Source organism: Serratia sp. BNK-10, assembly GCF_047456065.1.
Lineage (GTDB): Bacteria > Pseudomonadota > Gammaproteobacteria > Enterobacterales > Enterobacteriaceae > Serratia > Serratia ureilytica.
On record NZ_CP179894.1, the window covers coordinates 4,581,665 to 4,603,224 of the forward strand.

Annotated in this window: 18 protein-coding genes; 10 read left to right on the forward strand and 8 right to left on the reverse strand. The window is 61.4% G+C overall.

Annotation, left to right across the window (positions count from 1 at the left end):
• The first annotated feature begins 40 nt into the window (after positions 1–40).
• On the forward strand, positions 41–304 hold the full coding sequence (locus ACMGG9_RS22105) for a FitA-like ribbon-helix-helix domain-containing protein (RefSeq protein ID WP_004930730.1): 264 nt from the start codon (positions 41–43) through the stop codon (positions 302–304).
• Positions 301–780 carry a type II toxin-antitoxin system VapC family toxin gene (locus ACMGG9_RS22110; RefSeq protein WP_033645285.1) on the forward strand — a complete coding sequence of 160 codons (480 nt, stop codon included), beginning with the start codon at positions 301–303 and terminating at the stop codon, positions 778–780. Before ACMGG9_RS22105 ends, ACMGG9_RS22110 begins: the two co-directional genes overlap by 4 nt.
• A gap of 32 nt (positions 781–812) precedes the next feature.
• Here ACMGG9_RS22110 and envZ read toward each other — a convergent pair whose 3' ends face one another.
• The 4 genes from envZ to cbpA all read right to left on the reverse strand — a co-directional run bounded on the left by envZ (position 813) and on the right by cbpA (position 4,429).
• On the reverse strand, positions 813–2,183 hold the full coding sequence (gene envZ / locus ACMGG9_RS22115) for a two-component system sensor histidine kinase EnvZ (RefSeq protein WP_033645286.1): 1,371 nt from the start codon (positions 2,181–2,183) through the stop codon (positions 813–815).
• Complete coding sequence (ompR, locus tag ACMGG9_RS22120) at positions 2,180–2,899, reverse strand: two-component system response regulator OmpR (protein WP_004709363.1); 720 nt, start codon at positions 2,897–2,899, stop codon at positions 2,180–2,182. Before ompR ends, envZ begins: the two co-directional genes overlap by 4 nt.
• Before the next feature lie 256 nt (positions 2,900–3,155).
• Positions 3,156–3,461, reverse strand: coding sequence for a chaperone modulator CbpM (locus ACMGG9_RS22125; RefSeq protein WP_004930739.1), 306 nt, complete (start codon positions 3,459–3,461; stop codon positions 3,156–3,158).
• A 5-nt stretch (positions 3,462–3,466) separates the two neighbouring features.
• Positions 3,467–4,429 (reverse strand): curved DNA-binding protein, encoded by a 963-nt coding sequence (gene cbpA / locus ACMGG9_RS22130; protein WP_033645288.1) that lies wholly within the window; start codon positions 4,427–4,429, stop codon positions 3,467–3,469.
• A 230-nt stretch (positions 4,430–4,659) separates the two neighbouring features.
• Between cbpA and greB the strand changes: the two genes are divergently transcribed.
• From greB to ACMGG9_RS22155, 5 genes are all read left to right on the forward strand, one after another.
• Positions 4,660–5,133, forward strand: a complete 474-nt coding sequence (gene greB / locus ACMGG9_RS22135) for a transcription elongation factor GreB (RefSeq protein ID WP_033645289.1) — start codon at positions 4,660–4,662, stop codon at positions 5,131–5,133.
• 157 nt (positions 5,134–5,290) lie between these two features.
• Positions 5,291–7,624, forward strand: a complete 2,334-nt coding sequence (locus ACMGG9_RS22140) for a Tex family protein (protein ID WP_414161718.1) — start codon at positions 5,291–5,293, stop codon at positions 7,622–7,624.
• Positions 7,625–8,228: 604 nt separating this feature from the next.
• Positions 8,229–8,453: a ferrous iron transporter A gene (gene feoA, locus ACMGG9_RS22145; RefSeq protein ID WP_042785505.1), complete on the forward strand. Its 225-nt coding sequence runs from the start codon at positions 8,229–8,231 to the stop codon at positions 8,451–8,453.
• Positions 8,454–8,525: 72 nt separating this feature from the next.
• Positions 8,526–10,841, forward strand: a complete 2,316-nt coding sequence (feoB, locus tag ACMGG9_RS22150; protein ID WP_414161719.1) for a Fe(2+) transporter permease subunit FeoB — start codon at positions 8,526–8,528, stop codon at positions 10,839–10,841.
• Positions 10,841–11,080: a FeoC-like transcriptional regulator gene (locus ACMGG9_RS22155; protein WP_004930758.1), complete on the forward strand. Its 240-nt coding sequence runs from the start codon at positions 10,841–10,843 to the stop codon at positions 11,078–11,080. The genes feoB and ACMGG9_RS22155 overlap by 1 nt, the downstream gene beginning before the upstream one ends.
• A 43-nt stretch (positions 11,081–11,123) precedes the next feature.
• On the opposite strand, the gene ACMGG9_RS22160 is transcribed toward ACMGG9_RS22155, so the two are convergent.
• Together ACMGG9_RS22160 and bioH are read right to left on the reverse strand one after the other, a co-directional pair.
• A complete protein-coding gene (locus ACMGG9_RS22160; RefSeq protein WP_033651745.1) occupies positions 11,124–11,408 on the reverse strand; it encodes a YdgH/BhsA/McbA-like domain containing protein in 285 nt (94 codons plus the stop codon).
• Between the two features lie 270 nt (positions 11,409–11,678).
• Complete coding sequence (gene bioH, locus ACMGG9_RS22165) at positions 11,679–12,449, reverse strand: pimeloyl-ACP methyl ester esterase BioH (RefSeq protein WP_414161720.1); 771 nt, start codon at positions 12,447–12,449, stop codon at positions 11,679–11,681.
• 40 nt (positions 12,450–12,489) lie between these two features.
• Here bioH and gntX point away from each other — a divergent pair, with 40 nt between their 5' ends.
• Together gntX and nfuA are read left to right on the forward strand one after the other, a co-directional pair.
• A complete protein-coding gene (gene gntX / locus ACMGG9_RS22170; RefSeq protein WP_414161721.1) occupies positions 12,490–13,173 on the forward strand; it encodes a DNA utilization protein GntX in 684 nt (227 codons plus the stop codon).
• 58 nt (positions 13,174–13,231) lie between these two features.
• Entirely contained in the window at positions 13,232–13,807 is a 576-nt protein-coding gene (gene nfuA / locus ACMGG9_RS22175) for a Fe-S biogenesis protein NfuA (protein WP_004930777.1), read from the forward strand.
• Positions 13,808–13,876: 69 nt separating this feature from the next.
• Here the strand turns inward: nfuA and malQ are convergent, their stop codons facing one another.
• Together malQ and malP are read right to left on the reverse strand one after the other, a co-directional pair.
• Entirely contained in the window at positions 13,877–15,970 is a 2,094-nt protein-coding gene (gene malQ, locus ACMGG9_RS22180) for a 4-alpha-glucanotransferase (protein WP_197786255.1), read from the reverse strand.
• Positions 15,971–15,979: 9 nt separating this feature from the next.
• A complete protein-coding gene (gene malP, locus ACMGG9_RS22185) occupies positions 15,980–18,385 on the reverse strand; it encodes a maltodextrin phosphorylase (protein WP_198793387.1) in 2,406 nt (801 codons plus the stop codon).
• Between the two features lie 460 nt (positions 18,386–18,845).
• Here malP and malT point away from each other — a divergent pair, with 460 nt between their 5' ends.
• Positions 18,846–21,560, forward strand: a complete 2,715-nt coding sequence (malT, locus tag ACMGG9_RS22190) for an HTH-type transcriptional regulator MalT (RefSeq protein ID WP_033651750.1) — start codon at positions 18,846–18,848, stop codon at positions 21,558–21,560.

Sequence of the window (21,560 nt, forward strand, 5' to 3'; positions counted from 1 at the left end):
GAATAAGTCAATGCAATCATTGATAGCAAAGGAGGTTTCAATGGCTACTATCACCGTCAGAAATCTGGACGACGAAATCAAAGAGCTGCTGCGTATCTCAGCGGCGAAAAACGGCCATTCCATGGAAGAGGAAGCGCGCATGATCCTGAAACAGGCGCTGGTGAAAAAGCCGCCGCGCTATGGATTGGGTACCTGGATGCATCAGCACTTCGCCGAATTCGGCGGCGTTGAGCTGGAGATCCCACCGCGTGACGCCGTGCCGCCACGCATCGTCACCTTTGATGATGAAGATGACAACGCATGATCATTATCGACACCGACGTCATTTCAGAAACGCTGCGTCCCAGCCCGTACTACAACGTCATTAACTGGTTAAATGAAAAGGACAATGACGAGCTCTATCTCAGCGCCATTGTCCTCGCCGAACTGTTCAGCGGCGTGGCCTGCATGCCTGACGGCAAACGCCAGCGGGATCTCAAGCTGAAATTGGCGGACGCCATTGAATTGAAGTTCGAGGGGCAGATATTGCCGTTTGATGGGCTGTGCGCGATGCAATACGCGGAATTGACGGCAAGGAATCGGCTGTTGGGTAAAGCGATGAGCGTGCCCGATACCCAAATCGCCGCCACCTGCCTGCATTACGGCGCCGCCTTGGCCACCCGCAATACCAAAGACTTCCTCCACTGCGGCATCGAATTAATCGATCCGTGGCAGGCGCCGACCGGCCGCCGGTTGCATGAGGATGCGGCGGAATACTACGTGATGAGCAGAAAGTCCTGACGGGGCCGCAGCGGCGCGGCCCACATCAGAGGTCAGGCGGTTTCCCTGGCCGTTTGATGGCCGTTGGTCGACTCTTTTTTCTCCATCGGCAACGGAATATAAGCGCGGATCAATAGCCCGCCGCGCTCGCTGGTGCCGATATCCAGTTCGCCGTCATGCGCGTCGATAATACGCTGCACGATCGCCAGCCCCAGGCCGGTGCCGCTGGTGCTGCGCGCGCTGTCACCGCGTACGAACGGCTGCAGCAAGTGCTTCAACTCGTCCGGCTTGATGCCCGGGCCGTCATCTTCCACCTGGAACCAGCCGCGCTGCAGCTCACGGCCGCTGCTGACCTTGATCCAGCCGTTGCCGTAACGCGCCGCGTTCACCACCATATTCACCGCCGCCCGTTTAATCGACAGCGGATGCACGTTCATCATCAGCTCGCCCGGCGACAGCGCGGTTTCAATCACCCGCTCATAGCCGCTCTCGGCCGCGACCACTTCGCCTAAAATGGCGTTCAGATCGCTGCTTTCGGTCGGCATTTCCTGCCCGGTGCGCAGATAATCGATGAACTGCTCGATGATGGCGTTGCACTCTTCGATGTCTTTATTGATCGACTCGGCCAGATAGCCGTCTTCGGCGCTCATCATCTCCGTCGCCAGGCGGATGCGCGTCAACGGCGTGCGCAGGTCGTGGCTGACTCCGGCCATCAGCAAAGTGCGGTCATCCGCCAGCTGTTTGACGCCCGACGCCATCTGATTGAATGCGCGAGTCACCGACCGCACTTCGGAAGCGCCATACTCGCGCAGCGGCGGCGGAATAATGCCCTTGCCCACCTGCAGCGCCGCATGTTCCAGCTCCACCAGCGGGCGGTTTTGAATACGAATAAACAGCCAGGCGCCGCCGATCGCGAGCAGCATAATCGCCAGCGTATAGCGGAACAGCGGCGAGAAATCGCCCTGGTGGATTTCCGTCAGCGGCACGCGCACCCAGATATCGGGCTGCAGCCAGGTTTTCAGCCACACCACCGGGGAGTTCTTGTTCACCTCCACCCGCACATCGGTCGGCCCGCCGAGCTGCTGCGCCATCTGCTGGCTGAGGAACTGGTAGTGCTGCGCCCAGCGCAGGCCGCTCTCCTCCGCCGCCGAGTTGGTGTAGAGAGAGATGCCCAGTTCGCGGTAGATCTCACGGCGGAACGCCGGCGGCACCTCCAGCAGCGTGCCGTCCTCCAGCTGCAGCCGATCGGTCATCAGCATACGCACTTCGTAGGCCAATACCTTGTTGAACTGCTGCAGGCTGGGCAGGATGGCGAAGTTCAGCACCACCAGATAGGTCGTCACCAGGCTGACGAACAGCAAGGTGACGATCAACAACAGGGTTCGGGCAAACGAGCTACGCGGTGAAAAGCGCAATCGCCTCATGCCTTACTGCCGTCCGGGACGAAGACGTAGCCGAGACCCCACACGGTCTGGATATAACGCGGATGCGCCGGATCTTCTTCAACCATACGGCGCAGACGAGAGATCTGCACGTCGATGGAGCGTTCCATGGCGCTGTATTCGCGGCCACGCGCCAGGTTCATCAGCTTATCGCGCGACAGCGGTTCACGCGGGTGGCTGACCAGCGCCTTCAGTACCGCGAACTCGCCGCTAGTCAACGGCATCGGCTCGTCTTCGCGGAACATCTCGCGGGTGCCGAGGTTCAGTTTGAATTTGCCGAAAGCGATCACCGCTTCTTCCTGCGAAGGCGCGCCCGGCAGTTCGTTCGCCTGACGGCGCAGCACCGCGCGGATACGAGCCAACAGCTCACGCGGGTTGAATGGTTTAGGAATGTAGTCGTCGGCGCCGATTTCCAGGCCCACGATGCGATCGACCTCTTCGCCTTTCGCGGTGACCATAATGATCGGCATCGGGTTGCTCTGGCTGCGCAGGCGGCGGCAGATGGACAGGCCGTCTTCGCCCGGCAACATCAGATCGAGCACCATCAAATGGAAGGATTCACGAGTCAGCAAGCGATCCATTTGCTCAGCGTTGGCAACGCTGCGAACCTGGAAGCCCTGCTCGGTTAAATAACGTTCTAAAAGCGCGCGCAGGCGCATGTCATCATCGACAACCAGGATCTTATGATTCTCTTGCATGGTATTACTCCCAAAGGCTTTATTGCCTGACTCGAATATTGTTAGAAAACCTTGCCATTTGAGACAGCGTTTAATGGTATGTATTCTAGACGAAATTGTTACAAAGCTTATTCTTTTCCCCATTTATCAACAATTTTCAGTGAATGTCGACGGGGGTTCGTCAAAATTTCGCCCTTTATCGGCGCAATGTGGGGCGACGGCCCAATTTTGTGCAATTTCGCCACCGGGAAGCGCCCGGTGGCGTTCAGCTCTCGGGTCAGGAAGTTTGCAGGAAACGCGCCAGCTGCCTGCGCAGCTGCCGGTTCTCTTGCTGTAGCGCATCAACCCGGTCGAGCAGCGTCAGCGCCATGGCGATCCCCGGCCAGTCCAGATCCAGCTCCGCCCGCAGCCTGCGTGCGCGCTGCAGATGGCTCAGCGCCGGATAATCAAACTCCCAGCGCGGCTGCGCCGGCTCCAGCGGCACGATAACGCCCAGGCCGACGATCTCGACCAGCTCGTCCTCTGAAATCTCCACCCTCTGACACAATTCCACCACGGTGAAAGTGATCTCTTTTTTCATCATCTGCTTTACTCCCATTCCGCGCGCGGGTTGAACGCCGCCTGTTCAGCCAGTTCCCGCCACAGGGCGCTGGCCTTCTCGTTCGGCTTCGGCGGCATCACCACCTTGAGAATAACGTACAGGTCACCGGGCTCTTTCTTGCCCGCCAGCCCTTTGCCTTTGACCCGCAGCCGTTTGCCGCTCTGGCTGCCGGCCGGCACGGTCAGCGCGATTTTGCCGGTCAGCGTCGGCACCTCAATGCTGGCGCCGAGCGCCGCCTCCCACGGAGCGAGCGGCGCCACGATGCTCAGGTTGTGGCCGTCTATCTCAAACAGCGGGTGCGGCGCGAGGCGGATAACCAGATACAGGTCGCCGTTCTGGCCGCCGCCCACGCCGGCAACGCCCTGCCCCTTGAGGCGAATGCGCTCGCCGTCGCCCACGCCGGCCGGAATTTTCACGTTCAGCGTCTTGCTGGCTTCGCTTACCTGCCGCCCCAGTTCGTCGTACACCGGCAGCTTGTAGGAAATCTCGCGGCTTTGACCATGCAGCGTTTCCTCGAGGAACAGCGGCACCTCCATCTCCAGATCCTGGCCGCGGAAGCCATGCCCGCCGTGCGAGTGCGAAGCGGAACGGTGCCCGCCCGCCGCCCGCCCGCCGAACATGCTCTCGAAGAAGTCGGAGAAGTCTTGCGCGTCGGCGCCGCCGCCGTGCCATGAGGCGCTCTGCTGATAGCCGCCGTGATCGCCGCGCGCCTGGCGGCCAAAGTTCGGATCGTTGCGATGCAGCCGGATCTGATCGTACTCGGCGCGGCGCTCGTCGTCCTTCAGTACCTCATAGGCTTCGGCCAGTTCCTTGAACTTGCTCTCGGCGTCGTCTTCGGTGCTCACGTCAGGGTGATATTTACGCGCCAGCCGGCGGTAGGCCGTTTTGATGGTTTTCAGATCGGCGTTGGGCTCAACGCCCATCGTGGCGTAGTAATCTTTAAATTCCATGCGGTAATACCTTCAATGTGTTGGGTTGTGCGCCAAAATTCCTTGTCTCTCTCGCCAGATATCCTCCTTTCGTCACATTCTTTTTCCGCTATCGCTAAGCATACTCCCGATTGTTAAAAGCTGCGCAAACTGAATAAAAACCGTGCGACAAGGCGCAGGCCCGCGCGCCATTTTTAAAGCCCTCCGCATTCACGTACACTGTGGCGGTGGCCCCATAAAGATAAATCACGATGAGAACTCAACTGATAACCCGTGAAGGGTATGACAAGCTCAAACAAGAGCTGGATTACCTCTGGCGCGAAGAACGCCCCGAGGTGACCAAGAAAGTGACCTGGGCCGCCAGCCTGGGCGACAGAAGCGAAAACGCCGATTACCAATACAACAAGAAGCGGCTGCGCGAGATCGATCGCCGCGTCCGCTATCTGACCAAATGCCTGGAGCAGTTGAAGATCGTCGATTACTCCCCGCAGCAGGAAGGCAAAGTGTTCTTTGGGGCCTGGGTGGAGGTGGAGAATGACGACGGCGAGATCAAACGTTTTCGCATCGTCGGCTACGACGAGATTTTCGGCCGCAAGGATTACATCTCCATCGATGCGCCGATGGCGCGCGCCCTGCTGAAAAAAGAGGTCGGGGACGTCGCCACCGTCAATACCCCGCTGGGCGAGGCGCAGTGGTACGTTAACGAGATAAACTACCCGAAGTAAGCTTTCAGCTTTTTCCGAACCGCCGCCAACGCCGCCGCCTGAGCTGTTCTCCACGCCGCGGCCGCGCGGCGGCGGCCCGCTCCGCTGGCATTTTCCGCGATCAATCCGTATAACTGTCCCCTGTTTATTCACCGTTCTCAATACAGATACCAGACCTATGAATGACCCACTGAGCCGCATTATTGCAACAGAACTGCAGGCCCGGCCGGAGCAAGTCGACTCCGCCATCCGTCTGCTGGATGAAGGTAATACCGTGCCCTTTATTGCACGCTATCGTAAGGAAGTCACCGGGGGCCTGGACGACACCCAACTGCGCCAGCTGGAAACCCGCCTGGGTTATCTGCGTGAACTGGAAGATCGTCGTCAGACCATCCTGAAGTCGATCGATGAACAGGGCAAACTGACCGAACAACTGGCGGGGGCGATCAACGCCACGCTGAGCAAGACCGAACTCGAAGATCTCTACCTGCCGTACAAACCCAAGCGCCGCACCCGTGGCCAGATCGCCATCGAAGCCGGTCTGGAACCGCTGGCGGACACGCTGTGGCAGGATCCGCAACAGCAGCCGGAACAGCTGGCTGAACGCTACGTCGACGCCGAGAAGGGCGTGGCGGACGTGAAAGCCGCCCTCGACGGCGCGCGCTATATCCTGATGGAGCGCTTCGCTGAAGACGCCGCGCTGCTGGCCAAGGTGCGCGACTACCTGTGGAAAAACGCCCATCTGGTCTCCAAAGTGGTCGAGGGCAAGGAAGACGAAGGCGCCAAGTTCCGCGACTACTTCGATCACCACGAACCGATTTCCCAGGTGCCTTCGCACCGCGCGCTGGCGATGTTCCGCGGCCGCAACGAAGGCGTGCTGCAGCTGGCGCTGAACGCCGATCCGCAGTTTGAGGAAGCGCCGCGCGAAAGCCAGGCGGAGCTGATCATCATCAATCACCTCAATCTGCGCCTGAACAACGCTCCGGCCGACGCCTGGCGCAAGGCGGTGGTCAACTGGACCTGGCGCATCAAGGTGTTGCTGCACCTGGAAACCGAGCTGATGGGCACGGTGCGCGAACGCGCGGAGGATGAAGCGATCAACGTCTTCGCCCGCAACATGCATGATCTGTTGATGGCCGCGCCGGCCGGCATGCGCGCCACCATGGGCCTCGATCCGGGCCTGCGCACCGGGGTGAAAGTCGCCGTGGTCGACGCGACCGGCAAACTGGTGGCCACCGACACCGTCTATCCGCACACCGGGCAAGCGGCCAAAGCCGCCGCCATCGTCGCGGCGCTGTGCATCAAACACAACGTGGAGCTGGTGGCGATCGGCAACGGCACCGCTTCGCGTGAAACCGAGCGTTTCTATCTCGACCTGCAAAAGCAGTTCAGCGACGTCCGGGCGCAAAAAGTGATCGTCAGCGAAGCGGGCGCGTCGGTGTACTCCGCGTCCGAACTGGCGGCGCAGGAGTTCCCGGATCTCGACGTGTCGCTGCGCGGTGCGGTGTCCATCGCCCGTCGTCTGCAGGATCCGCTGGCGGAGCTGGTGAAGATCGACCCGAAATCCATCGGCGTCGGCCAGTATCAGCACGACGTCAGCCAGAGCCAGCTGGCGAAAAAGCTGGACTCGGTGGTGGAAGACTGCGTGAACGCCGTCGGCGTCGATCTGAACACCGCTTCGGTGCCGTTGCTGACCCGCGTGGCCGGCCTGACGCGCATGATGGCGCAGAATATCGTCAACTGGCGCGACGAGAACGGCCGCTTCAGCAACCGTGAACAGCTGCTGAAAGTCAGCCGTCTGGGGCCGAAAGCGTTCGAACAGTGCGCCGGCTTCCTGCGCATCAACCACGGCGACAACCCGCTGGATGCCTCTACCGTCCACCCGGAAGCCTACCCGGTGGTGCAGCGCATTCTGGCCGCCACCGAGCAGGCGCTGCAGGATCTGATGGGCAACGCCTCGGCGGTGCGCAGCCTGAAAGCGGTCGATTTCACCGACGACAAGTTCGGCGTGCCGACGGTCACCGACATCCTGAAAGAGCTGGAGAAGCCGGGCCGCGACCCGCGTCCTGAGTTCAAAACCGCCACCTTTGCCGAAGGCGTGGAAACCCTCAACGATCTGCAGTCGGGCATGATCCTGGAAGGGTCGGTGACCAACGTCACCAACTTCGGCGCCTTCGTGGATATCGGCGTGCATCAGGATGGCCTGGTGCATATCTCCTCGCTGGCGGACAAGTTCGTCGAAGATCCGCACACCGTGGTGAAGGCCGGCGACATCGTCAAAGTGAAGGTGATGGAAGTCGATCTGCAACGCAAACGCATCGCGCTAAGCATGCGTCTGGATGAGCAACCGGGCGAAGGCTCGCCGCGCCGCGGCGGCAACGCGCCGGCACAGGCGCGCGACAACGCCAACCGTTCGGCGCCCGCCAACAAGGCCAAACCGCGCAATGCGGCGCCGGCCGGCAACAGCGCCATGGGCGACGCGCTGGCGGCGGCTTTCGGCAAGAAACGCTAAGTCAGACCAACAGGGCGGAGCCTGCTCCGCCCTTTCCAATGAAGAAAACTTGCGGCATTTTTGACCCGCCTCAATAAACCATCATCTTTTTATTTCCCGTTCTTGTGTGACCGTCCTCCCATTATTCAGGCAGCAAAAATCCCTTCTGCAGCCGTTTATTAACAACTCCGTTAACACGCATTTTTCATCTCGCGAATTGTGAGAGAAACACAAATGGTTACCGCTCGCATTACGGCGGAATAATGTTATTGAATTGCCTTTCACCAGAAATAAAAAAGGAAAAAACGCCATCGCCATTTGCAAACGAGAAACCCTGGCTACAAATATATAACTGATTTAACTCGCCATTCTCATTTGTCGCCGCGTAAAAGCGGTGGTAAAACAGGGATTATCAAGGGGGCCAGCCAAAAAGCGGCCGCCGCCAAAATAATTGGTTACAATACCCTTACTTTTTGCATTGAATGCGATAATGATAATTACTATTATTTTCGCTCACTTTATTGCATGACCTTATGGATGAATACCGCCGACGGCGTGGCATTTTCGCCGGCAACGTCCAATTATCATCAGCCCGATGCTCATCGGCACCCGGAAGGTTAATGACATGCAGCTTCAACCTAAACACACATATAAGATTGTCGGCTTTTCCAGCGAGATTGCGCCGGCCTACCGCCAAAAATTGTTATCGCTCGGCATGCTGCCCGGCTCTTCGTTCGACGTGGTGCGCGTCGCGCCGCTGGGCGATCCGATAGAAATTAAAACCCGCCGCGTCAGCCTGGTGCTGCGCAGGAAGGATTTGGCGCTGCTGCAGCTCGACGGCCAGCCCTGAGCCGGCGCGCCCTCCGTTTGCCGGTGCGCCTTTGCGCCGGCGCTGTTCTCCTTGAAGACGACACGCAGAACTATGAAAAAACTCACCATCGGCTTAATCGGCAACCCGAACTCCGGCAAAACCACGCTGTTCAACCAACTGACCGGCGCGCGCCAGCGGGTCGGCAACTGGGCGGGCGTGACGGTCGAACGCAAGGAAGGCCATTTCACCACCCCGCAGTCCGACGTGCGGCTGGTCGATTTGCCCGGCACCTACTCCCTGACCACCATTTCGGAGCAGACGTCGCTCGATGAGCAGATCGCCTGCCACTACATTTTGAGCGGCGACGCCGATCTGCTGATCAACGTGGTGGATGCCTCCAACCTGGAACGCAACCTCTACCTGACGCTGCAGCTGCTGGAGCTGGGCATTCCCTGCATCGTGGCGCTCAACATGCTCGACATCGCCAAAAGCCAGCATATCGATATCGACGTCGCCGCGCTGTCGGCGCGCCTCGGTTGCCCGGTAGTGCCGATGGTCTCCACCCGCGCCGACGGCATCGGCGTGCTGAAACAAATGATCGACAATCATCGCATCAACGAACAGCAGGCGCTGGTGAACTACCCGCCGCTGCTGCTGAAAGAGGTCGCCACGCTGAGCGACGCCATGCCGCAAACGCTGCCGGCGGCGCAGCGCCGCTGGCTGGCGCTGCAGATGCTGGAGGGCGACATCTACAGCCACCGCCTGGCCGGCCCCGCCGTGGCGCGGCTGCCAGCGGCCATTCAGGCGCTGCAACAGCAGCAGCAGGAGGACCCGGCGCTGGTGATCGCCGACGCGCGCTACCAGTCCATCGCCGCCCTGTGCGACGCGGTCAGCAACTCGCAGCAGGCGATGCCCAACCGCCTGACCGACATACTGGATAAAGTGATCCTCAACCGCTGGCTGGGCGTACCGATCTTCCTGCTGGTGATGTACCTGATGTTCCTGCTGGCGATCAATATCGGCGGCGCGCTGCAGCCGATCTTCGATATCGGCTCGGCGGCGATCTTCATTCAGGGCATTCAGTGGCTCGGTTACACCCTGCACTTCCCCGACTGGCTGACCGTCTTCCTGGCGCAGGGCGTCGGCGGCGGCATCAACACCGTGCTGCCGCTGGTGCCGCAGATCGGCATGATGTACCTGTTCCTGTCGTTCCTGGAAGACTCCGGCTACATGGCGCGCGCGGCGTTCGTGATGGACCGCCTGATGCAGGCGCTCGGGCTGCCGGGCAAATCCTTCGTGCCGCTGATCGTCGGCTTCGGCTGTAACGTGCCGTCCATCATGGGCGCCCGTACGCTGGACGCCCAGCGCGAGCGCCTGATCACCATCATGATGGCGCCGTTCATGTCCTGCGGCGCCCGTCTGGCGATCTTCGCGGTGTTCGCCGCCGCCTTCTTCGGCCAGGACGGCGCTGGGGTGGTGTTCTCGCTGTATATGCTCGGCATCGCGGTGGCGATCCTGACCGGCCTGGTGCTGAAATACACCCTCATGCGCGGCGAAGCCTCGCCGTTCGTGATGGAGCTGCCGGTTTACCACGTGCCGCACCTGAAAAGCCTGCTGCTGCAAACCTGGCAGCGGCTGAAAGGCTTCGTGTTGCGCGCCGGCAAGGTGATCGTGGTCGCCAGCATGTTCATCGGCGGCCTGAACAGCTTCTCGTTCAGCGGCAAAACGGTCGACAACATCAACGACTCCGCGCTGGCTTCGGTCTCCAAGGTGCTGACGCCGCTGCTGCAGCCTATGGGCGTCCACAGCGATAACTGGCAGGCCACCGTCGGGCTGGTGACCGGCGCGATGGCGAAAGAAGTGGTGGTCGGCACGCTGAACACGCTGTACACCGCCGAGCACATCAATAAAGAGGCGTTCGACGCCGCCAACTTCAACCTGCTCGACGAGCTGGGCGGCGCGCTGCAGGAAACCTGGGACGGGCTGAAAAACACCTTCAGCCTGAGCGTGCTCTCCAACCCGATCGAAGCCAGCAAGGGCGACGGCGAGATGGGCGTCGGTTCGATGGGCGTGATGAGCAGCAAATTCGGCTCCGGCATCTCCGCCTACAGCTACCTGATCTTCGTGTTGCTGTACGTGCCTTGCGTCTCGGTGATGGGCGCTATCGCCCGTGAATCAAGCCGCGGCTGGATGACCTTCTCAATCCTGTGGGGGCTGAACGTCGCCTACTCGCTGGCGACGCTGTTCTATCAGGTGGCCACCTTCAACCAACATCCGCAGTACAGTCTGACGGCGATTCTGGCGGTGGTGCTGGTAAACCTGCTGGTGCTGTTTGGCCTGCGCCGGGCGCGCAGCCGCGTCACGGTTCGCCTGGGCAACGCCACGCCGGCGGCCTGCTGTCAGGGCGCCAAAGGGAGCTGCCACTGATGGCCGGGCTGCTGCAGGTGCGCGATGCGTTGGCGCTGCGCGGCAGCGCCCAGGCGCAGCAGCTCAGCCAATCGCTGGCGACGCCGCTGCCGCTGGTGCAGGCGATGCTGGACCGTTTGACGGCGATGGGGAAAGTGGAACGCATCGAACAGGATGACGGCGCCTGTCTGAGCGGCGGCTGCAAAAGCTGCCCGCAGGGCCAGGGGTGCAGCACGGTGTTCTACCGGCTGAAGGCCTGACGATCAGGGGCGCCGCTGCGGGCGCCCCTTTGCCGTTCAAGGCTTATTGCTTGTCTTTGTAAACTTCGGCGATGGCGCTGAATTTACCGTGCTCACGGCCCGCCAGGATCACGTAGTATTGACCGCCCTTTTCGTCCGCCAGTTTGGACAGCTCTTCCTTGGCATCCATCGGCGACGTGGTCTGCGCCGTGGTGGTCACGGTGCCGATCTTCTCGTATTTACCCGGATTCTTATCCAGATCTTCCTTGGTCAGCAGGGTTGCCGCCATGGAGCCGAAAGACACCGAACCCAGCACTGCCGCTGCAATAATCATCTTCAATGATTTCATGACACTAACCTCTCAATGGATAATTTATCTGTTATGAAAGCCGTCCAGGATCCATGCGTAGTACTGCAGGCTGCCGCGACATCCTCAGGCCTCGTTGCTTTCCCTGACGGGGCCTGTTTCCCAGAGACGAAACGCCAAAATGAAAATCGCCGCACGCGGTCTTTTCATTTTGCAGCCAACGCATTGACTCACTAAGTATTGAACAGCTTTGTCTTTTATCCACCCGGCAGCGTTTTTTTTCGCGCTCTATCGTGCGTTTTCACGCTGCATTCAATGTGCTGCAATAAACGCTTCGATCATCGTCACAAATTCATCGGGATGAGAGATAAACGGCGCATGGGCGGCTTTAGCCACGATCTGCGACGTGGAGTTCGGCCAGGCGGCGTCGAGCAGCTCGGCGACCTTGCGCGGCACCAGCCCGTCCAGATAGCCGTAGATCCGCAGCAGCGGCAGATTCAACTCCGCCAGCGGCGCGCGCAGATCGGCGGTGCGCAGGATCTCCAACCCGCCGTTCAGTACTTCGACGCTCGGCGTCGGTTGGTTGAGCACCACCGCTTTCAGCTGGCGCGCATCCTGACGCGCGCTCTCGGTGCCCAGCGTCTGCAGCGCCAGAAAACGCTCGACGGTGCGCTGGAAATCCAGGCTTAGCTGGTGCTGGAAACCGCTCAGCACGTCCGGACGGATCCCCGGCCACTCATCGCGGGTGGCAAAGCACGGCGAGGAGGCCACGGTGATAAGCCCGCTGACCCGCTGCGGCTGCATCAGCGCCGCCTGGCTGGCCACCAGCCCGCCGAGCGACCAGCCGAGCCACCAGGCCTGCGGCGGGGCGGCCGCCAGCACGATTTCCGTCATCTGCGCCAGCGACAGGGCGCCGAACCCCTGGCTGCGGCCGTACCCCGGCAGATCGACCAGGTGCAGGCGAAAATGCGGCGTCAGCCGCGCCTGAATGCAACGCCACACTTCGGCGTTCAATCCCCAGCCGTGCAGCAGCACAAGATCGCGTTCACCTTCACCTATTGTTTGCCAGTACAGCGCTGTCATTGGTTATTGTCCTTTCATGCTTACCCGTCTCGGAGACACTATGCTATCAATCCGCAGCCGCTGTTGGCTATGCCGACAGCCATTGAGCCTGATGCGTCATGGCCTCTGCAGCTGCTGCCTGCGTCACCTGCCGGCCAGACCGCCGTGTTGCCCGCGCTGCGGGCTGCCCGCCGGGGAGACGCGCACGCCCTGCGGCCGCTGCCTGCAACGGCCACCGCCCTGGCAACGGCTGGTGTTCGTCGGCGACTACGTGACGCCGCTCAGCGGCTTGGTAAAAAGGTTCAAGTTCCACCGCGCGCCCGAGCTGGCGCCGGCGCTGGCGCGCCTGATGCTGTTGCGCTGGCAGCAGGCGCGCAGAGAGCAGTATCTGAACAGACCCGACCTGATTTTGGCGGTACCCTTGCATGCAACACGCTGCTGGCGCCGTGGCTATAACCAGAGCGATCTGCTGGCCCGGCCACTGGCGCGCTGGTTGGGTTGCGCCTACCGGCCCGCCGCCTTGCGCCGGGTGCGCAAAACCACCCTGCAACAGCGGCTGAGCGCCTCTGCCCGCAGACGCAATCTGCAGCGCGCGTTCGCCTGTACCGTGCCGGTCGCCGGCCGGCATATCGCCCTGGTGGATGACGTGGTGACCACCGGCAGCACCGTCTCGGAGATCGCGGCGCTGCTGCGGCGGCAAGGCGCCGCCTCGGTGCAGATATGGTGCGTTTGCCGCACGTTGTAGTGCCACGGCAATGGGCGTATTATAACCGACTATAGAAGTCAACTATTGAGCTAATGCTATGATCCGTATAACAGATGCTGCACAGGAACACTTTGCCAAACTGCTGGCAAATCAAGAAGAAGGCACCCAAATCCGCGTATTCGTGATCAACCCGGGCACGCCGACGGCCGAATGCGGTGTCTCTTATTGCCCGCCGGACGCGGTAGAAGCGACGGATACCGAACTGAAGTTCGACAAACTGTCCGCCTATGTCGATGAACTGAGCGCGCCGTATCTGGAAGACGCCGAAATCGACTTCGTGACCGACCAGTTGGGTTCTCAGCTGACGCTGAAGGCGCCGAACGCCAAGATGCGCAAGGTCGATGACGACGCGCCACTGATGGAACGCGTGGAATACGTGCTGCAGTCGCAGATCAACCCACAGCTGGCGGGCCACGGCGGACGCGTAACGCTGATGGAGATCACCGACGACAACATGGCTATTCTGCAGTTCGGCGGCGGTTGCAACGGCTGTTCGATGGTCGACGTCACGCTGAAAGAAGGCATCGAGAAAGAGCTGCTGCAGAAGTTCCCGGAGCTGAAGGGCGTGCGTGATTTGACCGAGCACCAGCGCGGCGAGCACTCCTACTATTGATACCCGGCGTTCGCGCCACGGTAGATAACACAATGCCGGAAGGGGGAACCCGTTCCGGCATTGTCGTTTTCAGCCCACCGACACCTTGCGTCGGCGCTTGTCCAAATCCTTCAGCAGCCGGTTTATCCGCGGGTCGGCGAACATCTCCTCCAACGTCCGGGTCAGCTTGCGCCGCCAGTTAGGGTACTGATCGCTGGTGCCGGGGATGTTGACCGGATCGGCCATGTCCAGCCAGTCTTCCGGCTGCAGGCCAAGCAAGGCGCTGGCGCTGTCAGCGACATAACGCTGCAGGCCGCGGTTGAGCAGCGGGCTCATGCCGAGCAGCGCCGCCTTCTTGCCCACCTTCTGCGGCACGCAGCCATAACGATGCAATCCATCCAGCAGCCCCTGCTTGGCGCGTTCCCGATCGGCGAACAGCGCCCGCAGGATTTCCGCGTCCGGGTAGAGACCCAGCCGGTTGCCCAGCGTCAGATCGTCGCTTTGCCAGTAGCCGCGCAGCGTCGGCAGATCGTGAGTGGTGATGGTCGCCATCGCCTGCACCGGATAGGCCTGCGGCGCGCGGAAATGGTGTTCGCCGTCGCTTTCGAAATAGAGCACTTTGTAGGAATAGACGCCGCTGTCGCGCAGCTTGCCGACGATTTCCACCGGCACCGTACCGAGATCCTCGCCGATCACCATGCAGCGATGGCGCTGGCTTTCCAGCGCCAGCACCGCCAGCAGATCGTCCACCGGGTATTTGACGTAGGCGCCGCGATCGGCGGTTTCACCATACGGGATCCACCATAGCCGCAGCAGCGCCATGACGTGATCGATACGCAGCGCGCCGCAGCTGGTCATGTTGGCGCGCAAAAGATCGATGAACGGCTGGTACCCGCGCGCCGCCATCACGTGCGGATCCATCGGCGGCAGGCCCCAGTTTTGCCCCAGCGGGCCCAGAATATCCGGCGGCGCCCCGACCGACGCTTTCAGGCAGTACAGCTCGCGGTCACACCAGGTTTCCGCCCCGCCTTCCGCCACCCCGACCGCCAGATCGCGATACAGGCCGATCGGCATCTGCTGCTGCCTGCTCTGGTCAAAACACTGCGCGAACTGGGTGGCCGCGAGCCACTGCAGCCACAGGTAAAAACGAACCGTTTCCTGGTGTTCAGCGCAGAACTGCCGCACCGCTTCGCTATCCCCCTGCCGATAACGTTCGGGCCAGGCCGGCCAGCCCCACTGGCTGATGTCATCCGCCGCCAAATGGGCATGCAGCGCGTCGAAGGCCGCTTGCCGATACAGGCTGTCGCCGCCGTCCGTCACGAATTGCTCAAACGCCTGACGCTGCGCGTCGTTTGGCTTGCGCGCCTGAAATACCGGAAACGCCAGCTTCAGCGCCGCCAGTTTCAGCTGCATCACGGCGGTGTAATCCACCCACTCCGCAGCGCGCGCTTTGGCGAGCTGTTTCTGCGTCGCCGGCTTCTGCCACCAGCGCTGCGCCGCGTCGCTGCGCTGGAAATCCTCCACCGCGTTGACGTCGATATACGCCAGGTTCAGCCAGCGGCGCGACGAGGGGCTGTATGGGCTGGCGCTCTCCGGGTTGGCGGGGTACAGCGCATGGATCGGGTTGAGGCCGACGAAAGCGCCGCCGCGTTCCCCCACCTCTTCCACCATCAGGCGCAGATCGCCGAAATCGCCGATGCCCCAGTTGCGATCGGAGCGCAGCGTGTACAGCTGAACGCAGGCGCCCCACAGCTTTTTGCCGGTCAACAAGGCGTCCGGCTCGAAGCAGCGCCTCGGCGCGACGATCACTCGGCATGACCACTGCCGTGCGCCCTGGCTCAACGTCAATTGGTGGTAACCCGCCGGCAGCTCGCCGGGCAGCGTCAGGGTCTTGCGCGCGCCGACGCGCCCCTGCAGGCATTCGCCGTCTTCACGCTGCAGCGCCCACAGGTATTCGCCTTCGCCCGTCGGCGTCAGCGCCAACGGCGCGCCCTGATAGAACACCTTGACCGCCGGTAACGGCGGCGGCGCGGTATCCTGCACCGCATCATCGGCCCACTTCATGGCCGCCAGCAGCTTGCGCTTGGTCTGCGGCTCAATCGCCTGCCGTTTGCCGTGAGCATTGATGAAATCGGCAGCGATCCCCGCCTGCGCTGCCGCCTGATCGATACGCTTGCGATCCATTCGCTCTCCTTAACGTTTGGCTTGCCAGATGCGCTGCTGGTAATCGCGGATCGAGCGATCCGAGCTGAACATGCCGACGCGCGCGGTGTTAAGGATAGTCCGCCGCGTCCACTCGTCCCGATCGCGATACAGCTCATCGACCCGGCGCTGCGCCTGGCAGTACGAGGCAAAGTCCGCCAGCACCAGATAGGGATCGCCGCCTTCCAGCAGGCTGTGCAGCATCATGTCGAACGCGTGCTTGTCGCCGTGACTGAACGCGCCGCTCGCCAGTTCATCCAAAATCGCCTTCAGGTGCTTGTCCTTCTTGCGATAGCTGAGCGGATCGTAGCCCTTCGCCACTATCGCCTTCACCTGCTCCACGGTATTGCCGAAGATAAAGATGTTGTCTTCGCCCACCTGCTCGGCGATTTCGACGTTGGCGCCGTCCAGCGTGCCGACCGTCAGCGCGCCGTTCAGCGCCAGTTTCATGTTGCCGGTGCCGGAGGCCTCTTTACCGGCGGTGGAGATCTGCTCGGAGATATCCGCCGCCGGGATCATCAGTTCGGCCACCGAGACGCGGTAGTCCGGAATAAACGCCACTTTCAGGCGATCTTTCACCAGCGGATCGTGATTGATCTTCTCGGCCGCCTGATTGATGGCGTAGATGATGTTCTTCGCCAGGTAGTAGCCCGGCGCCGCCTTGGCGCCGAACAGGAACACGCGCGGCACGATGTCCAGATTCGGGTTGTCGCGCAGCTGGCGATACAGCGACAGGATGTGCAGCAGATTCAGGTGCTGGCGTTTATACTCGTGCAAGCGTTTGATCTGCACGTCGAAGATTGCGTCCGGATCGAGCGTCAGCCCCATCACGCCGTGCACGTAATGGGCCAGCGCCACCTTGTTGTCGCGTTTGATCTGCTGATAACGCTGGCGGAACGCCGCGTCGTCGGCGAATTTCTCCAGCCCGCGCAGCGCGTCGAGATCGCCCGCCCACTCCACCTTCAGCGTCTCGTCGATCAAGCCTGACAGCGCCGGGTTGCACTGTTTCAGCCAGCGCCGCGGCGTGATGCCGTTGGTGACGTTATGGAATTTGTTCGGCCACAGCTGGTGATATTCCGGGAACAGATCCTTCACCACCAGATCCGAATGCAGCTGCGCCACGCCGTTAACCGCAAAGCCGCTGACCACGCACAGGTTGGCCATGCGCACCTGCTTGTCGTGGTGCACCGCCAGCTTGGCCCACACCGCCTCGTCGCCAGGCCAGTGCTTATCCACCAATTTTTTAAACCTGGCGTTGATCTGTTTGATGATGGAGAAATGGCGCGGCAGCAGGCTGCGCACCAATTTTTCATCCCAGCACTCCAGCGCTTCCGGCATCAGAGTGTGGTTGGTGTAGGCGAAGGTGTTACTGGTGATCGCCCAGGCCGCCTCCCACTCCAGCTGGTGCTCGTCCAGCAGAATGCGCAGCATTTCCGGAATGGCGATCGTCGGGTGGGTGTCGTTCAGTTGGATCACTTCATACTTCGGCAGTTCTTCAATCTTGCGGCCGGCCTGATGGTGCTTGCGCAAAATGTCCGCCACCGAGCAGGCGCACTGGAAATACTGCTGCATCAGGCGCAGGCGTTTGCCGGCCTGATGGTTGTCGTTCGGGTAAAGCACCTTGGTCAGCTTATCGGCTTCTACGCCCTGCTTCTCAGCCTGCAGGAATTTGCCGTCGTTGAAATCGCCCAGGTTGAACGGATGCTGATGGGTCGCCTGCCACAGACGCAGCGGCTGCGCCACGCCGTTGCGATACCCCAGCACCGGCAGATCCCAGGCTTCGCCGCGCAGGGTGAAGGCCGGGCGCCACAGTTCGCGGCCGTCGGCCTGCTTCTCCAGCTTGCCGCCGATGCCCACGTCCACCGCCAGCGCGGCGTTGTGGCGGAACCACGGATAGCTCTCGCGTTGCCAGTTATCCGGCGCCTCTTGCTGTTGCCCACCCTGGAACGACTGGCGGAACAGCCCGTACTGGTAGTTCAGCCCATAGCCGGTGGCCGGTTGTTCCACCGTCGCCATCGAGTCGAGGAAACAGGCCGCCAAACGCCCCAGCCCGCCGTTGCCCAACGCCGGATCGGTTTCCTGCTCGAGCAGATCCGCCAGCTTGACGTTCTGCTCGGCCAGCGCCTGCTCGACGATGTCGTACCAGCCCAGGTTGATCAGGTTGTTCGCCGTCAACCGGCCAATCAAAAACTCCATCGAGATGTAGTTCACGTGACGCAGCGGTTTGGCGCTTTTGCGCGGCGCCGGCTGTGCGGCCAGTTGCTCGGCCAGCGCCGCACTGACGGCTTCCCACCATTGATGTTGCGTCATTTGCTGCGCGGAACTGAGGCCGAACCGTTGCCACTGACGGGCGAGCGCCGCCAGAAAAGCATCCTTCTTGAGCGTAGGCTGTGACATAAGGAAAACTCTCTATCCAGTAAGTGGGTCAAATTGCCGCTATCGTGCCGGTGAGAAAGCCTGACGGCATCATCCCGCCTGGGGATTAGCTGGGGAGGAGGATTGGGGCGTAGCTGGAATTGTGATCTCAGGCACTTTTTGACTCCCTTGCAACGATGCAAAAAAGCCCGCCAACGCGTGCGGCGAGCACTGAGAACGTTAACCATGACGTTAGCACAAGTATTCGCGCTGCTGAAGTTTTGTCCATGGCCGGAAATGCGATCCGCAACCGCATCGCCGTACTCCGACACCAAACGTAAAAAAGTGTGATCGATAGCAACTTAACTCCAAGCCGATGCGGAAGCTTGTTGCAATACGTTTAGGGTTGGCAGAAGTTAGGGGGAGCTATTAATTACGAACCATAAAATAATTAGCGCCACTCCAATCCCGGCGGGAACCGCGATTTATATCCTGGAATACTATGCTGATCCCATCAAAACTGAGCCGCCCGGTACGGCTGCAAAATACCGTGATCCGCGATCGCCTGCTGGCCAAACTGGCCAGCGCGGGCAACTATCGTCTGACACTGGTCAATTGCCCGGCGGGATACGGGAAAACCACGCTGATCGCCCAATGGGCGGCCGGCAAGGCCGATCTGGGCTGGTATTCCCTGGATGAGAGCGACAACCAGCCGGAGCGTTTCGCCAGCTACCTGATCGCGGCGCTGCAGCAGGCCAGCGGCGGTCGCTGCGTCAAGAGCGAGGCGCTGAGCCAGAAGCACCAGTACGCCAGCCTGTCTGCGTTGTTCGCCCAGCTGTTTATCGAGCTGGCCGACTGGCATCAACCGCTGTACCTGGTGATCGACGACTATCACCTGATCACCAACGACGCCATTCACGAAGCCATGCGCTTTTTCCTGCGCCATCAGCCGGAAAACCTGACGCTGATCCTGCTCTCGCGCACCCTGCCGCCGCTCGGCATCGCCAACCTGCGGGTGCGCGATCAGCTGCTGGAAATGGGCACGCAGCAGCTGGCGTTCACCCATCAGGAAGCCAAACAGTTCTTCGATTGCCGCCTGGCGGCGCCGATGGAACAGCAGGACAGCAGCCGCCTGTGCGACGAAGTCGAAGGCTGGGCCACCGCGCTGCAGCTGATCGCGCTGTCGGCCCGCCAATCCGCCTCCTCGGCCCAACTGTCGGCCAAGCGGCTGGCGGGGCTGAACGCCAGCCACCTGTCCGACTATCTGGTGGACGAAGTGCTGGATCACGTCGATGCCGATGCGCGCGCCTTCCTGCTGCGCTGTTCGGTGCTGCGCTCAATGAACGATGCGCTGATCGTGCGGCTGACCGGCGAAGACAACGGCCAGCAGCGGCTGGAGGAGCTGGAACGCCAGGGGCTGTTTATCCACCGCATGGACGACACCGGCGAATGGTTCAACTTCCACCCGCTGTTCGCCTCTTTCCTGCGCCAGCGTTGCCAGTGGGAACTGGCGCTGGAGCTGCCGGGGTTGCACCGCGCCGCCGCCGAAGGCTGGCTGGCGCTGGGGTATCCGGCGGAGGCCATTCACCACGCGCTGGCGGCCAGCGACGTCAGCATGCTGCGCGATATCCTGCTGCAACACGCCTGGTCGCTGTTCCACCACAGCGAACTGGCCTTGCTGGAGGAGTGCCTCAACGCGCTGCCGTATGAGCGCCTGATCCAAAACCCCAAGCTGGCGCTGCTGCAGGCCTGGCTGGCGCAGAGCCAGCACCGCTACAGCGAGGTCAACACCCTGCTGGAGCGCGCCGAGCGCACCATGCGCGAACAAAAAATCGAGATAGACCAAACGCTGCACGCCGAGTTCGACGCCTTGCGCGCCCAGGTGGCGATCAACGCCGGCAAACCGGAAGAAGCCGAGCGGCTGGCGACCGAAGCGTTGAAATTCCTGCCGCTGTCCAGCTACTACAGCCGCATCGTCGCCACCTCGGTGACCGGCGAAGTGCACCACTGCAAGGGCGAACTGGCGCGCGCGCTGCCGATGATGCAGCAGACCGAGCAGATGGCGCGTCGTCATCAGGCCAACCATTACGCGCTCTGGGCGCTGCTGCAGCAGAGCGAAATCCTTATCGCCCAAGGCTTCCTGCAGGCCGCTTACGAAACCCAGGATAAGGCGTTCGAACTGATCCGCGAGCAGCACCTGGAACAGCTGCCGATGCACGAATTTCTGCTGCGCATCCGCGCCCAGATCCTGTGGTCATGGTCGCGCTTGGACGAAGCGGAAGACGCGGCGCGCGCCGGGCTGAAAATTCTGGCCAACTACCAACCGCAGCAGCAGCTGCAGTGCATCGCCATGTTGGCCAAATGCTCGCTGGCGCGCGGCGATCTGGACAACGCCAATACCCATCTGCAGCGCTGCGAAACCCTGCTGCACGGCGCCCACTATCATCGCGACTGGTTGACCAACACCGACAAGTCGCGGGTGATCCACTGGCAAATGACCGGCGACACCGCCGCCGCCGCCCAGTGGCTGCGCCACACCGAAAAGCCCGGCATGGCGGACAACCACTTCACGCAGGGCCAATGGCGCAACATCGCGCGAGTGCAGATCCTGCTCGGCCAGTATGAAGAGGCCGGCGTGGTGCTGGATGAACTGAACGAAAACGCCCGTCGCCTGCGGCTGGTGAGCGATCTCAACCGCAATCTGCTGCTCAGCAACCAGCTCTACTGGCTGCAAGAGCGCAAGGGCGAAGCGCAGCAGGCGCTGATCGAAGCGCTGTCGCTGGCCAACCGCACCGGCTTTATCAGCCACTTCGTCATCGAAGGCGAAGCGATGGCGCAGCAGCTGCGCCAGTTGATCCAGCTCAACACGCTGCCGGAGCTGGAACAGCATCGCGCCCAGCGCATCCTGCGCGACATCAACCAGCATCATCGGCACAAATTCGCGCATTTCGACGAGAACTTCGTCGATAAGCTGCTGACCCATCCACAGGTGCCGGAACTGATCCGCACCAGTCCGTTGACCCAACGCGAATGGCAGGTGCTGGGATTGATCTATTCCGGTTACAGCAACGACCAGATCGCCGGTGAGTTGGATGTAGCGGCCACCACCATCAAGACCCATATACGCAATCTATACCAGAAGCTGGGCGTGGCCCATCGCCAGGAAGCGGTGCAGCAAGCGCAGCAGCTGCTGAAGATGATGGGGTACGGCGCCTGA